Below are 17,375 nucleotides of genomic sequence, written 5' to 3'. Positions count from 1 at the left end.
GCCTTTTCTTCTGGAGCCCCAAAACGGAATCGAACCGTTGACCTTCTCCTTACCATGGAGACGCTCTGCCGACTGAGCTATTGGGGCCGGCAACGAGATAAAGCATACCGGATGTCCGGACGTGCTTTTGACCATCCGGCCGCCGGCCCGCCGGTCAGGCGGCGACGTCGTACGGGAGGAGCCCGCCCAACGCGTTGCAGGCGGCCACCACATGACGCAGTTCGCGGTGCGTCATCCCGGCGTCGACGGGCAGGGCGAGGCACTGCTCCGCGGCCCGCTCGGTCTCGGGGAGGCTCAGGGCCCTCAGGTCCCGCGCGTACGCCGGCGTCCGGTGCAGGGGCGTGGTGACGGGTACGGAACACCGCACGCCGCGCGCCCGCAGGGCCCGCGCGAAGGCGTCACGGTCCGGTCGCCCGTTGCCAGGGACGCGGACGACGTAGGAGTGGTAGCGGTGCTCGGCGCCGGGTGCGGTGCGGGGCGTCAGGACGCCGGTCAGCCGGCCGTCCAGGTAGGCGGCGTTGGACCGGCGCCGCTGGAGCGCTTCCGCGGACTCGGCGGGCCGCTCTTCAATGTGCGGGATGACGGGCAACGGGCGGGCTCCGGCGAGGGCCTGAAGGGCCGTGATGTCGGCGGGGTGCCCGAAGAGGTCGGTGGGGACGATCGCGGCGGTGCGCTCGGTCATCGCCTCGGTGACGGAGGCCGGTGCGAGGCAGTAGCTGACGGCGTCGATGTCCGCGAACACCGGTATGGCCCCGAGTGCCCGTACGGTGTCCGCGATCTCGGTGGTGCCGTACGAGGGCACGATCACCTCGTCACCGAAGCCCACGCCGGCCGCCGCCAGGAGGTCTGCTGTCCTTGTCCCTGTGATGCCTGTGCCCATGCCTCCACAGGATGGCGGCAGGACGTTAACCCCGCATGACACTCCGTACTTTTTTGGGAAAACAAAAAAGCTCTGGCGCTTGAACCGAGGTTCAAACACCAGAGCTTTTCTGAAATTTAGTTCGGCGGCGTCCTACTCTCCCACACGGTCCCCCATGCAGTACCATCGGCGCTGAAAGGCTTAGCTTCCGGGTTCGGAATGTAACCGGGCGTTTCCCTAACGCTATGACCACCGAAACACTATGAAACATATCAACAACCGGCATATTGGTTGTTCGTGGTTTCAGAACCAACACAGTGGACGCGAGCAACTGAGGACAAGCCCTCGGCCTATTAGTACCAGTCAGCTCCAACCGTTACCGGTCTTCCACACCTGGCCTATCAACCCAGTCGTCTACTGGGAGCCTTACCCCATCAAGTGGGTGGGAGTCCTCATCTCGAAGCAGGCTTCCCGCTTAGATGCTTTCAGCGGTTATCCCTCCCGAACGTAGCCAACCAGCCATGCCCTTGGCAGAACAACTGGCACACCAGAGGTTCGTCCGTCCCGGTCCTCTCGTACTAGGGACAGCCCTTCTCAAGACTCCTACGCGCACAGCGGATAGGGACCGAACTGTCTCACGACGTTCTAAACCCAGCTCGCGTACCGCTTTAATGGGCGAACAGCCCAACCCTTGGGACCGACTCCAGCCCCAGGATGCGACGAGCCGACATCGAGGTGCCAAACCATCCCGTCGATATGGACTCTTGGGGAAGATCAGCCTGTTATCCCCGGGGTACCTTTTATCCGTTGAGCGACGGCGCTTCCACAAGCCACCGCCGGATCACTAGTCCCGACTTTCGTCCCTGCTCGACCCGTCGGTCTCACAGTCAAGCTCCCTTGTGCACTTACACTCAACACCTGATTGCCAACCAGGCTGAGGGAACCTTTGGGCGCCTCCGTTACCCTTTAGGAGGCAACCGCCCCAGTTAAACTACCCACCAGACACTGTCCCTGATCCGGATCACGGACCCAGGTTAGACATCCAGCACGACCAGAGTGGTATTTCAACGACGACTCCACACACACTGGCGTGCATGCTTCACAGTCTCCCACCTATCCTACACAAGCCGAACCGAACACCAATATCAAGCTATAGTAAAGGTCCCGGGGTCTTTCCGTCCTGCTGCGCGAAACGAGCATCTTTACTCGTAGTGCAATTTCACCGGGCCTATGGTTGAGACAGTCGAGAAGTCGTTACGCCATTCGTGCAGGTCGGAACTTACCCGACAAGGAATTTCGCTACCTTAGGATGGTTATAGTTACCACCGCCGTTTACTGGCGCTTAAGTTCTCAGCTTCGCCCCACCGAAATGGAGCTAACCGGTCCCCTTAACGTTCCAGCACCGGGCAGGCGTCAGTCCGTATACATCGCCTTACGGCTTCGCACGGACCTGTGTTTTTAGTAAACAGTCGCTTCTCGCTGGTCTCTGCGGCCACACCCAGCTCAAGGAGTAAATCCCATCACCGGACATGGCCCCCCTTCTCCCGAAGTTACGGGGGCATTTTGCCGAGTTCCTTAACCATAGTTCACCCGAACGCCTCGGTATTCTCTACCTGACCACCTGAGTCGGTTTAGGGTACGGGCCGCCGTGAAACTCGCTAGAGGCTTTTCTCGACAGCATAGGATCATCCACTTCACCACAATCGGCTCGGCATCAGGTCTCAGCCTTAACGTGTGACGGATTTGCCTACCACACGGCCTACACCCTTACCCCGGGACAACCACCGCCCGGGCTGGACTACCTTCCTGCGTCACCCCATCGCTTACCTACTACAAGTCTGGATCGTCGGCTCCACCACTTTCCATTCCCCGAAGGGTCCGGAACGGCTTCACGGACTTAGCATCGCCTGATTCGATATTGGGCGTTTCAAAGCGGGTACCGGAATATCAACCGGTTGTCCATCGACTACGCCTGTCGGCCTCGCCTTAGGTCCCGACTTACCCTGGGCAGATCAGCTTGACCCAGGAACCCTTAGTCAATCGGCGCACACGTTTCCCACGTGTGTATCGCTACTCATGCCTGCATTCTCACTCGTGAACCGTCCACAACTCGCTTCCGCGGCTGCTTCACCCGGCACACGACGCTCCCCTACCCATCACAGTCCCCGTTAGAGGTACGTACTGCAATGACACGACTTCGGCGGTACGCTTGAGCCCCGCTACATTGTCGGCGCGGAATCACTTGACCAGTGAGCTATTACGCACTCTTTCAAGGGTGGCTGCTTCTAAGCCAACCTCCTGGTTGTCTCTGCGACTCCACATCCTTTCCCACTTAGCGTACGCTTAGGGGCCTTAGTCGATGCTCTGGGCTGTTTCCCTCTCGACCATGGAGCTTATCCCCCACAGTCTCACTGCCGCGCTCTCACTTACCGGCATTCGGAGTTTGGCTAAGGTCAGTAACCCGGTAGGGCCCATCGCCTATCCAGTGCTCTACCTCCGGCAAGAAACACACGACGCTGCACCTAAATGCATTTCGGGGAGAACCAGCTATCACGGAGTTTGATTGGCCTTTCACCCCTAACCACAGGTCATCCCCCAGGTTTTCAACCCTGGTGGGTTCGGTCCTCCACGAAGTCTTACCTCCGCTTCAACCTGCCCATGGCTAGATCACTCCGCTTCGGGTCTTGGGCGCGCTACTCAATCGCCCTATTCGGACTCGCTTTCGCTACGGCTTCCCCACACGGGTTAACCTCGCAACACACCGCAAACTCGCAGGCTCATTCTTCAAAAGGCACGCAGTCACGACACAAGAAGCAAGCTCCCTGTGCGACGCTCCCACGGCTTGTAGGCACACGGTTTCAGGTACTATTTCACTCCGCTCCCGCGGTACTTTTCACCATTCCCTCACGGTACTATCCGCTATCGGTCACCAGGGAATATTTAGGCTTAGCGGGTGGTCCCGCCAGATTCACACGGGATTTCTCGGGCCCCGTGCTACTTGGGTGTCTCTCAAACGAGCCGCAATGATTTCAGCTACGGGGGTCTTACCCTCTACGCCGGACCTTTCGCATGTCCTTCGCCTATCACTACGGTTTCTGACTCGTCCCGTCGCCGGCAGACGACAGAAGAGAGATCCCACAACCCCGCATGCGCAACCCCTGCCGGGTATCACACGCAAACGGTTTGGCCTCATCCGGTTTCGCTCGCCACTACTCCCGGAATCACGGTTGTTTTCTCTTCCTGCGGGTACTGAGATGTTTCACTTCCCCGCGTTCCCTCCACACTGCCTATGTGTTCAGCAGCGGGTGACAGCCCATGACGACTGCCGGGTTTCCCCATTCGGACACCCCCGGATCACAGCTCGGTTGACAGCTCCCCGGGGCCTATCGCGGCCTCCCACGTCCTTCATCGGTTCCTGGTGCCAAGGCATCCACCGTGCGCCCTTAAAAACTTGGCCACAGATGCTCGCGTCCACTGTGCAGTTCTCAAACAACGACCAGCCACCCGTCACAACCCACCAACAGGCGGACCTTTACCGGGGCCGGCAGAAGGCAACAAGCTCACGCTCGCACCCTCAGACACCCAACAGCGTGCCCGACCCAGCCTCGCAAGACCCTGTGTTCCACGCCGAAGCAGTACTAACAAGTCCTTTGAAACTGTGCCGAATAGTCAACGTTCCACCCATGAGCAACCGTACGAGACATTCGCTCGTAGTCGGCTATGTGCTCCTTAGAAAGGAGGTGATCCAGCCGCACCTTCCGGTACGGCTACCTTGTTACGACTTCGTCCCAATCGCCAGTCCCACCTTCGACGGCTCCCTCCACAAGGGTTGGGCCACCGGCTTCGGGTGTTACCGACTTTCGTGACGTGACGGGCGGTGTGTACAAGGCCCGGGAACGTATTCACCGCAGCAATGCTGATCTGCGATTACTAGCAACTCCAACTTCATGGGGTCGAGTTGCAGACCCCAATCCGAACTGAGACCGGCTTTTTGAGATTCGCTCCACCTCGCGGTATCGCAGCTCATTGTACCGGCCATTGTAGCACGTGTGCAGCCCAAGACATAAGGGGCATGATGACTTGACGTCGTCCCCACCTTCCTCCGAGTTGACCCCGGCAGTCTCCTGTGAGTCCCCATCACCCCGAAAGGCATGCTGGCAACACAGAACAAGGGTTGCGCTCGTTGCGGGACTTAACCCAACATCTCACGACACGAGCTGACGACAGCCATGCACCACCTGTACACCGACCACAAGGGGGCACCCATCTCTGGATGTTTCCGGTGTATGTCAAGCCTTGGTAAGGTTCTTCGCGTTGCGTCGAATTAAGCCACATGCTCCGCTGCTTGTGCGGGCCCCCGTCAATTCCTTTGAGTTTTAGCCTTGCGGCCGTACTCCCCAGGCGGGGAACTTAATGCGTTAGCTGCGGCACGGACGACGTGGAATGTCGCCCACACCTAGTTCCCAACGTTTACGGCGTGGACTACCAGGGTATCTAATCCTGTTCGCTCCCCACGCTTTCGCTCCTCAGCGTCAGTATCGGCCCAGAGATCCGCCTTCGCCACCGGTGTTCCTCCTGATATCTGCGCATTTCACCGCTACACCAGGAATTCCGATCTCCCCTACCGAACTCTAGCCTGCCCGTATCGAATGCAGACCCGGGGTTAAGCCCCGGGCTTTCACATCCGACGCGACAAGCCGCCTACGAGCTCTTTACGCCCAATAATTCCGGACAACGCTTGCGCCCTACGTATTACCGCGGCTGCTGGCACGTAGTTAGCCGGCGCTTCTTCTGCAGGTACCGTCACTTTCGCTTCTTCCCTGCTGAAAGAGGTTTACAACCCGAAGGCCGTCATCCCTCACGCGGCGTCGCTGCATCAGGCTTTCGCCCATTGTGCAATATTCCCCACTGCTGCCTCCCGTAGGAGTCTGGGCCGTGTCTCAGTCCCAGTGTGGCCGGTCGCCCTCTCAGGCCGGCTACCCGTCGTCGCCTTGGTAGGCCATCACCCCACCAACAAGCTGATAGGCCGCGGGCTCATCCTGCACCGCCGGAGCTTTCCACCACCGAGCATGCGCTCAGCAGTCGTATCCGGTATTAGACCCCGTTTCCAGGGCTTGTCCCAGAGTGCAGGGCAGATTGCCCACGTGTTACTCACCCGTTCGCCACTAATCCCCTCCCGAAGGAGGTTCATCGTTCGACTTGCATGTGTTAAGCACGCCGCCAGCGTTCGTCCTGAGCCAGGATCAAACTCTCCGTGAATGTTTCCCCGTAATCGGGGCGACACCACGAGAGCGGAACGACCAGGCGGAATAGGCCCGGTCGTTCACAGCGTCCTCGCTGTGTTTTTCAAAGGAACCTCATCCAGGACCACAAGGATCCGTGGACGGGGTTGTTTTATAGTCTGGCGTTGACTTTTGGCACGCTGTTGAGTTCTCAAGGAACGGACGCTTCCTTTGTACTCACCCGAGAGACTCTCTCAGGCTTTCCTCCGGGCGCTTCCCTTCGGTGTTTCCAACCTTACCAGATCCGTATTCCGTTCCGTTTCCGGTTCGGATTCCGTTTCCGGCCCCCTGTTGGAGCGGGGTTTCGCCTTCTCGCTTTCGCTTTCCGGCTTGCCCGACTTTATCAGATGCGATTCAGTCGGATTCTCCGACCGCCTTCCGGTTGCCCCCTCACGCCGAAGCGCTACAGGGTTCCCGTCGCGGTGGAGCCGTAAACGTACTGGACGGCCGCGCCCGGATGCAAATCGAGGCGGGTGCGGCCGTCCACGCGGCTGACGGGGCGTCAACCGGGCGTGCGTCAGACCTCGACGACCACGGGCAGGATCATCGGGCGCCGGCGGTACTGGTCGGAGACCCAGCGGCCCACCGCGCGGCGGATCAGCTGCTGGAGCTGGTGCGGCTCGGCGATGCCGTCCGCTGCCGCCTTGGCGATGGACTCCTCGATCTTGGGCACCACGGCGTTGAACGACGCGTCGTCGATACCGGAGCCGCGGGCCTGGATCTGCGGGCCGCTGACGACCTTGCCGGTCGTGGAGTCGACGACCACGAAGACCGAGATGATGCCCTCGTCGCCCAGGATGCGGCGGTCCTTCAGGGAGGACTCCGTGACGTCGCCGACCGAGAGGCCGTCCACGTACACGTAGCCGGCCTGGACCTTGCCGACGATCCGCGCCGCGCCGTCGACCAGGTCGACGACCACGCCGTCCTCGGCGATGACGATGTGGTTCTTCGGCACGCCGGTGAGGGCGCCCAACTCGGCGTTGGCGCGCAGGTGGCGCCACTCGCCGTGCACCGGCATCAGGTTCCGCGGCTTGCAGATGTTGTAGAAGTACAGCAGCTCGCCCGCGGAGGCGTGACCGGAGACGTGGACCTTGGCGTTGCCCTTGTGGACGACGTTGGCGCCCCACCGGGTCAGGCCGTTGATCACGCGGTAGACCGCGTTCTCGTTGCCCGGGATGAGGGACGACGCCAGGATCACGGTGTCGCCCTGGACGATCCGGATCTGGTGGTCGCGGTTGGCCATCCGGGACAGCGCGGCCATCGGCTCGCCCTGGGAGCCCGTGCAGACCAGCACGACCTGCTCGTCCGGCAGGTCGTCCAGCGCCTTGACGTCGACGACCAGGCCCGCCGGGACACGCAGGTAGCCCAGGTCACGGGCGATGCCCATGTTGCGGACCATCGAGCGACCGACGAAGGCCACCCGGCGGCCGTACTCGTGCGCGGCGTCCAGGATCTGCTGGATGCGGTGCACGTGGCTGGCGAAGCTGGCGACGATGATGCGCTTCTGGGCGCCGGCGAAGACCGTCCGCAGCACGTTGGAGATGTCGCGCTCCGGCGGGACGAAGCCGGGGACCTCGGCGTTGGTGGAGTCCACCAGCAGCAGGTCGATGCCCTCCTCGCCGAGCCGCGCGAAGGCGGGCAGGTCGGTGAGGCGGCGGTCCAGCGGGAGCTGGTCCATCTTGAAGTCGCCGGTGTGCACCGCCATGCCGGCAGGCGTGCGGATGGCGACCGCCAGCGCGTCCGGGATGGAGTGGTTGACCGCCACGAACTCCAGGTCGAAGGGGCCGATGGCCTCGCGGTGGCCTTCGGCGACCTCCAGGGTGTACGGACGGATCCGGTGCTCCTGGAGCTTCGCCTCGATCAGCGCGAGGGTCAGCTTCGAGCCGATCAGCGGGATGTCCGGCTTCTCGCGGAGCAGGTAGGGGACGCCGCCGATGTGGTCCTCGTGGCCGTGCGTGAGCACGATGCCCTCGATGTCGTCCAGGCGGTCCCGGATGGACGTGAAGTCCGGCAGGATCAGATCGACTCCGGGCTGCTCCTCCTCGGGGAAAAGCACTCCGCAGTCGACGATCAGCAGACGGCCGCCGTACTCGAAGACCGTCATGTTGCGGCCGATCTCGCCGAGACCGCCGAGCGGTGTGACGCGCAGGCCGCCCTCGGGGAGCTTCGGCGGGGGACCGAGTTCAGGGTGCGGGTGACTCAAAAGACTCTCCTCACCACGCACGCCACATGTCCCGGGGACACATGGCGCGCGTGACATTCGTGCACTTGCAGTTGTGGTTGACCGGTGTTCGGTTGTTGCGCTTGTTCAGTTGTGAAGCGGTATTCGGTTGTGAAGTCCGTGGCGGCCCGTCGCGCGGTGGCGCGGTCGGGCGCGCGCCCTCTCCTAGAGCTGTACCCCGCCGGCCGTCAGATCGCGCTTGAGCTGTTCGGTCTGCTCGGGGCCGAGGTCGACCAGGGGCAGTCGCAGCGGCCCGGCCGGGAGACCCTGGAGTGCCAGGCCCCGCTTGGTGGTGATCACGCCCTGGGTCCGGAAGACGCCGGTGAAGACGGGCAGCAGCCGCTGGTGGATCGCCGTCGCCTTGGTGACGTCACCGGCGGCGTACGCCTCCAGCAGGGCACGCAGCTCGGGGGCGACGAAGTGGCCGACCACGGAGACGAAACCGACCGCGCCGACGGACAGCAGCGGCAGGTTCAGCATGTCGTCGCCGGAGTACCAGGCCAGTCCGCTGCGGCTGAGGGCCCAGCTCGCCGCGCCCAGGTCGCCCTTGGCGTCCTTGTTGGCGACGATGCGGGGGTGCTCGGCGAGCCGGACCATCGTCTCGGTCTCGATCGCGGTGCCGCTGCGGCCCGGGATGTCGTAGAGCATCACCGGGAGGTCGGTGGCGTCCGCGACCGTGGTGAAGTGCTGGTACAGGCCCTCCTGAGGGGGCTTGTTGTAGTACGGCGTCACGGCCAGCAGGCCGTGGGCGCCCGCCCGCTCGGCGGCGCGGGCCAGCTCGACGCTGTGCCGGGTGTCGTTGGTGCCGGCTCCGGCCACGATGTGCGCCCGGTCGCCGACGGCCTCCACAACCGCCCGTACGAGCTGCGCTTTCTCCGCGTCGCTGGTGGTGGGCGACTCGCCGGTGGTGCCGTTGACGACGAGGCCGTCGTTGCCGGCGTCGACCAGGTGGGCGGCGAGCCGCTGCGCGCCGTCGAGGTCGAGGGCGCCGTCGGAGGTGAAGGGGGTGACCATGGCGGTCAGGACACGTCCGAAGGGCGTCTGCGGTGTGGAGATCGGAGCCATGGGGGCCACGCTACTCGTTGCTCACCGTGAGGTACTCCCTCGGGGAGTGTGCAATGGATCCCGGCACTGCCTGCTCGGGGGTTCAAACAGCGCCGGGTCCGTTTATTCAGCCTAAATGAAGAGGCCGAAAGGTCGCAATCCGGACAACCCGCCCGTCGGAGCCCGCCGGGGTGCCCGCCCCTCCTCCGGGCTGCCGGGCTACGGAGCGACACGACCCTTCCGGGTCGACGGCGGCGTGGATCGAGGGCACCGACTCCGTCCGCCCGCCAGATGTCCGGTGGTTGAGATTTTTCACAGACGTCCCAGGAATCGGGCACCAAATCGGGCGTTCGAGCGTCTTTACGGGTGACAACACCTTCGAGGTTCCTAGGAGAGCCCCACATGTTCCGCCGGCGAGAGCCCGTACCGTTCGCCTTCGTCGCCGAAGCCGAGCGGTATCGCAGCAACATCACGCCGCCTCCTCAGCGCGCCAGCCGCTCGCAGATCGCAGGGCGGGTGCTGATGGGGCTGACGGTCACCGCCGGGCTGGTCGGAGCGCTTCTGTTCGGCCTGCCCGCGATGGACACCAGCCCGCAGAACACCCACCACTCGCAGAGCTCGCAGGCGTCCGACCGCTGAGGGCGGTTCACCCGAAAAGGGCCCGGTCGAAAGACGACCGGGCCCTTTTCCGTACTCCGAGGGGACCTCAGTGCGCCGTGCGCACCGGCTTCCCGTCGTGCAGGGCGATCGCCCGCTGCATGGCCTTGCGGGCCCGCGGAGTGTCCCGTGCGTCGTGGTAGGCCACGGCGAGCCGGAACCAGCTGCGCCAGTCGTCCGGCGCGGCCTCCGTCTCGGCCCGGCGGCGGGCGAAGACGGCGTCCGCCGAGTCCCGGTCCACCCGGCCGCTGGGCGTCCGCTCCAGCTCGTCGACGGGCAGCCCGCCCTCGGCCTCCAGCTCGCGCGCCAGCCGGTTGGCGTCCCGCGCGAACTTGGTGGTCTGGTAGAGGAACCAGGCGCCGATGAACGGCAGGATCAGGACGGCGATGCCGAAGGCGACCGTGATCGCCGTGCCCTGCTCGATGAGCATGACGCCGCGACTGCCGACCAGGACGAAGTAGACGACCAGGACGGCGGCCAGCCCGAAGTAGACGATCTTCGCGCGCATCGTCGATCAGCCCAGGTCCAGGAAGTGTTCGAGGCCGAAGGTCAGCCCCGGGGTCTGCGGCACGCGGCGGGCGCCCAGCAGGATGCCCGGCATGAAGCAGCTGTGGTGCAGCGAGTCGTGCCGGATGGTGAGGGTCTCGCCGGTGTCGCCGAGCAGCACCTCCTGGTGGGCCAGCAGGCCGCGCAGCCGGACGGAGTGCACGGGGACCCCGTCGACGTCCGCGCCGCGCGCGCCGTCCAGCGCCGTGGTGGTGGCGTCGGGCTGCGGCGGGCAGCCGGCCTCGCGCCGCGCGGCGGCGATCAGCTGCGCGGTGCGGGTGGCGGTCCCGGAGGGGGCGTCCGCCTTGTTCGGGTGGTGCAGTTCGACGACCTCGACCGACTCGAAGAACCGGGCGGCCTGCCGGGCGAAGGTCATGGTCAGCACGGCGCCGATGGAGAAGTTCGGCGCGATGAGCACTCCGGTCGACGGGGAGGCGTCGAGCCAGGAGCGGAGCCGCGCGAGGCGGTCCTCGGTCCAGCCGGTGGTGCCGACGACGGCGTGGATGCCGTTGCGGACGCAGAACTCCAGGTTGTCCATGACGGAGTCGGGGTGCGTCAGCTCGACCGCGACCTGGGCCCCGGCGGCCGTCATGGCCTCCAGGTCGTCGCCCCGGCCCAGCGCGGCCACCAGTTCCATGTCGTCGGCGGCCTCGACGGCCCGGACGGCCTCGGAGCCGATGCGGCCCTTGGCGCCGATGACCGCCACGCGCAGCTTGCTCATCGTTCCTGCTTCCTTCGACGGTGACACTAGGAGACGGCCTCGTGCAGGCGGGCGGCCTGCCTGTCCTTCAACGGGCCGATCACGGACAGCGAGGGGCGCTGTCCCAGGACATCGCGGGCCACCGCGCGGACCTCGTCCGGGGTGACGGCCGAGATGCGGGCCAGCATGTCGTCGACCGACATCTGCTCGCCCCAGCACAGCTCGCTCTTGCCGATGCGGTTCATCAGCGCGCCGGTGTCCTCCAGGCCGAGGACCGTGGAGCCGGAGAGCTGGCCGATCGCGCGGCCGATCTCCTCGTCGGACAGGCCCTCGGAGGCGACCAGGTCGAGCTGGTCGCGGCAGATCCGCAGCACGTCGTGGACCTGGCTGGGCCGGCAGCCGGCGTAGACGCCGAAGAGGCCGCAGTCGGCGAAGCCCGAGGTGTACGAGTAGACCGAGTAGGCGAGGCCGCGCTTCTCCCGGACCTCCTGGAAGAGGCGGGAGCTCATGCCGCCGCCGAGCGCCGTGTTGAGCACGCCGAGCGCCCAGCGGCGCTCGTCGGTGCGGGCCAGGCCGGGCATGCCGAGGACGACGTGCGCCTGCTCGGTCTTGCGGCCCAGCAGCTCCACACGGCCCGCGGTGCGGATGGTGCGGGAGCCGGAGCGCGGCGCGACGGGCACGGCGTCCGTACGGGACAGCGCGCCGGCCCGGTCGAACGCGGCGCGGACCTGGCGGACGACCTTGGCGTGGTCGACGTTGCCCGCGGCGGCGACGACGAGGCGGGTGGGGTCGTAGTGCTTCTTGTAGAAGCGCGCGATCCGGTCGCGGCTCAGCGCGTTGATCGTGTCGACGGTGCCGAGGACCGGGCGGCCGAGGGGGGTGTCGCCCAGCATGGTGTGCGCGAACAGGTCGTGCACACAGTCGCCGGGGTCGTCCTCGGTCATGGCGATCTCTTCGAGGATCACCCCGCGCTCGGCGTCCACGTCCGCCGGGTCGATCAGGGACCCGGTGAGCATGTCGCAGACGACGTCGATGGCCAGCGGCAGGTCGGTGTCGAGGACACGCGCGTAGTAGCACGTGTACTCCTTGGCCGTGAAGGCGTTCATCTCGCCGCCGACCGCGTCGATCGCGGCGGAGATGTCGAGCGCGCTGCGCTTGGCCGTGCCCTTGAAGAGCAGGTGCTCAAGGTAGTGGGTGGCACCGTTGAGCGTCGGGGTCTCGTCGCGGGAGCCGACGTTGGCCCAGATGCCGAAGGTGGCGGAGCGGACGGACGGCAGGGTCTCGGTGACGACCCGGAGGCCGCCGGGGAGGGTGGTCCTGCGGACCGTGCCGATGCCGTTCTCGCCCTTGAGAAGCGTTTGGGTACGGGCGACGGCCCGCCCCTCCGAGGAGGTGCGGGCCGTCTTCCGTGTACTACGGGACGTCACTTGGCGGACTCGTCCTTGGTCTCGGCGGTGTCGTCGTTCTCGCCCTCGATCACGGGGACGAGGGAGAGCTTGCCGCGCTGGTCGATCTCGGCGATCTCGACCTGGACCTTGGCGCCGACGCCGAGCACGTCCTCGACGTTCTCCACACGCTTGCCGCCGGCGAGCTTGCGGATCTGCGAGATGTGCAGCAGGCCGTCCTTGCCGGGCATGAGGGAGACGAAGGCACCGAAGGTGGTGGTCTTGACGACCGTGCCCAGGTACCGCTCGCCGACCTCCGGCATGGTCGGGTTGGCGATCGCGTTGATCGTGGCGCGGGCGGCCTCGGCAGAGGGGCCGTCGGCGGCACCGATGTAGATGGTGCCGTCGTCCTCGATGGTGATCTCGGCGCCGGTGTCCTCCTGGATCTGGTTGATCATCTTGCCCTTGGGGCCGATGACCTCACCGATCTTGTCCACCGGGATCTTGACGGTGATGATCCGCGGGGCGTTGGGGGACATCTCGTCCGGCGTGTCGATGGCCTCCATCATCACGTCGAGGATGTGCAGGCGTGCGTCGCGGGCCTGCTTGAGGGCCGCGGCCAGAACGGAGGCCGGGATGCCGTCCAGCTTGGTGTCGAGCTGGAGGGCGGTCACGAACTCCTTGGTGCCGGCGACCTTGAAGTCCATGTCGCCGAAGGCGTCCTCCGCACCGAGGATGTCGGTGAGGGTGACGTAGTGGGTCTCGCCGTCGATCTCCTGGGAGATCAGGCCCATGGCGATGCCGGCGACCGGGGCCTTCAGGGGCACACCGGCGTTCAGCAGCGACATGGTGGAGGCGCAGACCGAGCCCATGGAGGTCGAGCCGTTGGAGCCCAGCGCCTCGGAGACCTGGCGGATCGCGTAGGGGAACTCCTCGCGCGACGGCAGGACGGGCATGAGCGCGCGCTCGGCGAGGGCGCCGTGGCCGATCTCGCGGCGCTTCGGGGAGCCGACGCGGCCGGTCTCGCCGGTGGAGTACGGCGGGAAGTTGTAGTTGTGCATGTAGCGCTTGCGGGTCACCGGGGAGAGGGTGTCCAGCTGCTGCTCCATGCGGAGCATGTTGAGGGTGGTGACGCCCAGGATCTGGGTCTCGCCACGCTCGAACAGGGCGGAGCCGTGGACCCGCGGGATGGCCTCGACCTCGGCGGCCAGGGTGCGGATGTCGGTGACACCGCGGCCGTCGATGCGCTTCTTCTCCTTGATGACGCGCTCCCGGACCAGGGACTTGGTCAGCGAGCGGTACGCGGCGGAGATCTCCTTCTCGCGGCCCTCGAACTCCGGGAGGAGCTTCTCGGCGGCGAGCGCCTTGACGCGGTCCAGCTCGGCCTCGCGCTCCTGCTTGCCGGCGATGGTGAGCGCCTGGGCCAGCTCGGGGCGGACGGCGGCGGTCAGCGCCTCCAGGACGTCGTCCTGGTAGTCCAGGAAGATCGGGAACTCGCCCTCGGGCTTGGCGGCCTTGGCGGCGAGGTCGGCCTGGGCGCGGCAGAGGACCTTGATGAAGGGCTTCGCGGCCTCGAGACCGGCGGCGACGACCTCCTCGGTGGGGGCCTCGGCGCCGTCCTTGACCATCTGGATGGTCTTCTCGGTGGCCTCGGCCTCGACCATCATGATCGCGACGTCGCCGTCCGGGAGGACGCGGCCGGCCACGACCATGTCGAAGACGGCGTCCTCGAGCTCGGTGTGGGTCGGGAACGCCACCCACTGGCCCTTGATCAGGGCGACGCGGGTGCCGCCGATGGGGCCGGAGAAGGGCAGGCCCGCGAGCTGCGTGGAGCAGGAGGCGGCGTTGATGGCGACCACGTCGTAGAGGTGGTCGGGGTTGAGCGCCATGATCGTCTCGACGATCTGGATCTCGTTGCGCAGGCCCTTCTTGAAGGAGGGGCGCAGCGGGCGGTCGATCAGGCGGCAGGTGAGGATCGCGTCCTCGGAGGGCCGGCCCTCGCGGCGGAAGAAGCTGCCGGGGATCTTGCCGGCGGCGTACATCCGCTCCTCGACGTCCACCGTGAGCGGGAAGAAGTCGAGCTGGTCCTTGGGCTGCTTGGACGCGGTGGTGGCCGACAGCACCATGGTGTCGTCGTCCAGGTACGCGACGGCGGAGCCGGCGGCCTGCTTGGCCAGGCGGCCCGTCTCGAAGCGGATGGTGCGGGTGCCGAAGGCGCCGTTGTCGATGACGGCCTCGGCGTAGTGGGTCTCGTTCTCCACCAGGGATATCTCCTCGTCGGATCCATGTGCCGTCCGCGCCCGTGTGGCGGGACGGTGGTGGAGGGCGCGCTGTGCTCTGTGCGGGCCGGTCTTCGATCGAAGCACCCGGAATTCCCCGTTCCGGGGGCCACTACCGAGGACCGGCGGAGAGTCCGCGCTCCTCCTCGTTCACGGCGTATACCTCGTGTACCTCGTGTACCCGGTATGCGCCGTGTTCGTTATGCCGTGCGTTGTGCCGTTGTGGGACCAGAGTACAAAGCTTCCGGGTCCCACGAGATACGCGAAGGGAGCGGCCCCCCGAAGTGGGAACCGCTCCCTCGTTCACGTCTTACTTGGCGCCGGCGGCACCGCGGCGGATGCCGAGGCGCTCGACCAGGGCGCGGAAGCGCGTGATGTCCTTCTTCGCCAGGTACTGCAGCAGGCGGCGGCGCTGGCCGACCAGCAGCAGCAGACCACGGCGGGAGTGGTGGTCGTGCTTGTGCGTCTTGAGGTGCTCGGTCAGGTCCGAGATGCGGCGGGTGAGCAGCGCGACCTGGACCTCGGGGGAGCCGGTGTCGCCCTCCTTGGTGGCGAACTCGGACATGATCTGCTTCTTCGTAGCGGCGTCGAGCGACACGCGATACTCCTTATGAGTCTCGTTTGGCCACCGAGTGCCCCTGGTCTTGGTCTCAGGGGAGCTTCCGTTACTCGGGAGGCGGGGTCCGCTGGGCGCTGTCCCCAGACACCGCGGAGGGCGGTCCGGGGGCGCGTACACATACGGCCGTCACACAGCGTACCAGCAGCCCTGACCGGGGCGTCACCCGCTGGTCATGCTCCGGGCCGCGGAGTACACGTCGAGCACCGCGAGGCACAGGGGCACCAGGGCGAGCAGGAAGGCGCTCTCGGCGAGGTCGGAGAGGCGGCCCCAGAAGGGGGAGAGCCCCTTCTTGGGGACGATCAGCGCGATGCCGACGATCAGCGCGGCACCGGCGGCGACGGCCGCCGCCAGCCACACGGTGTGCACGTCGAGCGGTCCGCGGTCGCCCTCCATCACCATCTTGCGGACCGCCTCGCCCGGCGGGTTCAGGGACAGGCCGAGCACCAGCAGGCCGAGACCCGCGAGACCGGCCGCGAGGACGGCCGAGACCTGCGCGGTGTAGCGGAAGAGACGGGCGCGCAGCAGCATGGCGGCGCCGGTGGCCAGGGCCAGCAGCTGCGCCCACACGTCATGGGAGAAGCCGAGGACGGCGCAGGCGCCGGCGACGACCGCCGCGCTGCCGCCGACCAGGCCGAGCAGCATCTCGTGGCCCCGGCGCGCCTGCGCCGCGACGCGGTCGGCGTCGACGGGGTCCGCGGCCGGGACGCCCGGCTCGCGGTCGGGGTCGCCGGCGGTGGCCGACCGGGGGGCGGCGTAGCCGATGGGCAGCCGGGCGACGCGGGCGGACAGCCCGGGGAGGAAGGCGAGGGCGCCGACCGCGACGACGGCGCAGACGGCGGCGGTGTCGGTGGGGCTCGCGCCGGCCAGGATCGCGCAGAAGGTGGCGAGGGTGCCGACCGCGGAGGCGAAGACGGCGGCGACGAAGGGGGCGTCCCCGCTGGGCATGACCGCGGCGAGCACCACGGAGGCGACGAGGACGGTGACGCAGCCGAGCAGGAACTGGAGGCGGCCGACGCCCTCGCCGTCCCGGAGGGCGATCAGGCCGGATCCGGCGATCATCAGGTGCGGCAGGGCGGAGAGGCCCATGGCGACGGCGGAGGGCCGGTCGTCGTAGATCCGGGCGCGGACGCCGGAGAGGGCGGTCAGCAGGATGCCGACCGCGGCGGCGATGACGCCGGGCAGGCTGTGCATGTCGTGCCGCGCGGGGTCGGCGAACCAGAGGACGAAGCCCAGCAGGACGAGCAGCAGGGAGCCGCCGGCCAGGCCGGAGGCGCGCAGCAGCCGCTCGTTCCACAGGGTGCGGTCGCGGGTGACGGCGGCGGCGACCGCGTCGGCGACGTCGTCGTAGACGGCGGTCGGCAGCGACTCGGTGAACGGACGCAGGCGCAGGAGCGCGCCGTCGAGCACGCGCTGGGCGCCGAGCGAACGCGCCGGTTCGAGCACCGTGCCGTCGGTGCCCACCAGGTGGTAGCCGGGCGGGGTGGTCCCCTCGGCGGTGTGCCCGGTGAGCCGGAGGATCTCCGGGAGGAGATCGGCGACGGCGACGTCGTCGGGGAGGGCGACGTCGATCCGGCTGTCGGGCGCGACGACCGTCACTCGGCTGTAACCGGTCGTTGTGGTCGGACTCACCTTGGAGGGCCCCCTCGTTGCCTGCTGTTCCACCCGCCGGTTCCCGCGGTCTGCCGCCGGTGGTCCCGCGTGTTGACGGGCCGACACCATACCGGGGCCCACCGCTGTGTTATGCACGTAGGATCATCGTCGCGCGGAGACAGGCCACCACCAG

At 66.5% G+C, this 17,375-nt stretch carries 10 protein-coding genes, 1 tRNA gene and 3 rRNA genes; 1 reads left to right on the top strand and 13 read right to left on the bottom strand.

Annotation, left to right across the window (positions count from 1 at the left end; translation table 11 throughout):
* Nucleotides 1-11 precede the first annotated feature (11 nt).
* From J7W19_RS24060 to dapA, 7 genes are all read right to left on the bottom strand, one after another.
* Nucleotides 12-87, bottom strand: a tRNA-Thr gene (locus J7W19_RS24060).
* Nucleotides 88-154: 67 nt separating this feature from the next.
* Entirely contained in the window at nucleotides 155-880 is a 726-nt protein-coding gene (locus tag J7W19_RS24055) for a DegT/DnrJ/EryC1/StrS family aminotransferase (protein ID WP_051072771.1), read from the bottom strand.
* A 119-nt stretch (nucleotides 881-999) separates the two neighbouring features.
* Nucleotides 1,000-1,116 (bottom strand): 5S ribosomal RNA (gene rrf / locus J7W19_RS24050).
* Nucleotides 1,117-1,192: 76 nt separating this feature from the next.
* Nucleotides 1,193-4,316, bottom strand: a 23S ribosomal RNA gene (locus tag J7W19_RS24045).
* A 276-nt stretch (nucleotides 4,317-4,592) separates the two neighbouring features.
* Nucleotides 4,593-6,118 (bottom strand): 16S ribosomal RNA (locus J7W19_RS24040).
* Together the 16S, 23S and 5S rRNA genes form the textbook arrangement of a ribosomal RNA operon.
* 540 nt (nucleotides 6,119-6,658) lie before the next feature.
* Nucleotides 6,659-8,344 carry a ribonuclease J gene (locus tag J7W19_RS24035; protein ID WP_004947530.1) on the bottom strand — a complete coding sequence of 562 codons (1,686 nt, stop codon included), beginning with the start codon at nucleotides 8,342-8,344 and terminating at the stop codon, nucleotides 6,659-6,661.
* Between the two features lie 183 nt (nucleotides 8,345-8,527).
* Complete coding sequence (gene dapA / locus J7W19_RS24030; RefSeq protein ID WP_004947533.1) at nucleotides 8,528-9,427, bottom strand: 4-hydroxy-tetrahydrodipicolinate synthase; 900 nt, start codon at nucleotides 9,425-9,427, stop codon at nucleotides 8,528-8,530.
* A gap of 381 nt (nucleotides 9,428-9,808) precedes the next feature.
* Here dapA and J7W19_RS24025 point away from each other — a divergent pair, with 381 nt between their 5' ends.
* Complete coding sequence (locus J7W19_RS24025; RefSeq protein WP_004947534.1) at nucleotides 9,809-10,045, top strand: hypothetical protein; 237 nt, start codon at nucleotides 9,809-9,811, stop codon at nucleotides 10,043-10,045.
* A gap of 67 nt (nucleotides 10,046-10,112) precedes the next feature.
* Here J7W19_RS24025 and J7W19_RS24020 read toward each other — a convergent pair whose 3' ends face one another.
* The 6 genes from J7W19_RS24020 to eccD all read right to left on the bottom strand — a co-directional run bounded on the left by J7W19_RS24020 (nucleotide 10,113) and on the right by eccD (nucleotide 17,221).
* Nucleotides 10,113-10,571: a tetratricopeptide repeat protein gene (locus J7W19_RS24020; RefSeq protein WP_004947537.1), complete on the bottom strand. Its 459-nt coding sequence runs from the start codon at nucleotides 10,569-10,571 to the stop codon at nucleotides 10,113-10,115.
* 6 nt (nucleotides 10,572-10,577) lie between these two features.
* Nucleotides 10,578-11,330: a 4-hydroxy-tetrahydrodipicolinate reductase gene (gene dapB / locus J7W19_RS24015; RefSeq protein ID WP_004947540.1), complete on the bottom strand. Its 753-nt coding sequence runs from the start codon at nucleotides 11,328-11,330 to the stop codon at nucleotides 10,578-10,580.
* Between the two features lie 26 nt (nucleotides 11,331-11,356).
* Nucleotides 11,357-12,736, bottom strand: a complete 1,380-nt coding sequence (locus J7W19_RS24010; protein ID WP_004947543.1) for a M16 family metallopeptidase — start codon at nucleotides 12,734-12,736, stop codon at nucleotides 11,357-11,359.
* On the bottom strand, nucleotides 12,733-14,955 hold the full coding sequence (locus tag J7W19_RS24005; RefSeq protein ID WP_004947545.1) for a polyribonucleotide nucleotidyltransferase: 2,223 nt from the start codon (nucleotides 14,953-14,955) through the stop codon (nucleotides 12,733-12,735). The genes J7W19_RS24010 and J7W19_RS24005 overlap by 4 nt, the downstream gene beginning before the upstream one ends.
* A 328-nt stretch (nucleotides 14,956-15,283) precedes the next feature.
* Complete coding sequence (rpsO, locus tag J7W19_RS24000; protein WP_004947547.1) at nucleotides 15,284-15,571, bottom strand: 30S ribosomal protein S15; 288 nt, start codon at nucleotides 15,569-15,571, stop codon at nucleotides 15,284-15,286.
* Between the two features lie 180 nt (nucleotides 15,572-15,751).
* Complete coding sequence (gene eccD / locus J7W19_RS23995; protein WP_040890591.1) at nucleotides 15,752-17,221, bottom strand: type VII secretion integral membrane protein EccD; 1,470 nt, start codon at nucleotides 17,219-17,221, stop codon at nucleotides 15,752-15,754.
* Between the last annotated feature and the right edge of the window lie 154 nt (nucleotides 17,222-17,375).

The organism is Streptomyces mobaraensis NBRC 13819 = DSM 40847 (assembly GCF_017916255.1).
Classification (GTDB): domain Bacteria; phylum Actinomycetota; class Actinomycetes; order Streptomycetales; family Streptomycetaceae; genus Streptomyces; species Streptomyces mobaraensis.
Note: the sequence above shows the minus strand (reverse complement) of the source record. Positions and strands in the feature narration are given on the sequence as shown.

Coding starts and splice junctions, on each gene's coding strand:
- dapB (WP_004947540.1), bottom strand. CDS start 11,330: ATGAGCAAGCTGCGCGTGGCGGTCATCGGCGCCAAGGGCCGCATCGGC.
- dapA (WP_004947533.1), bottom strand. CDS start 9,427: ATGGCTCCGATCTCCACACCGCAGACGCCCTTCGGACGTGTCCTGACC.
- J7W19_RS24020 (WP_004947537.1), bottom strand. CDS start 10,571: ATGCGCGCGAAGATCGTCTACTTCGGGCTGGCCGCCGTCCTGGTCGTC.
- J7W19_RS24055 (WP_051072771.1), bottom strand. CDS start 880: ATGGGCACAGGCATCACAGGGACAAGGACAGCAGACCTCCTGGCGGCG.
- J7W19_RS24025 (WP_004947534.1), top strand. CDS start 9,809: ATGTTCCGCCGGCGAGAGCCCGTACCGTTCGCCTTCGTCGCCGAAGCC.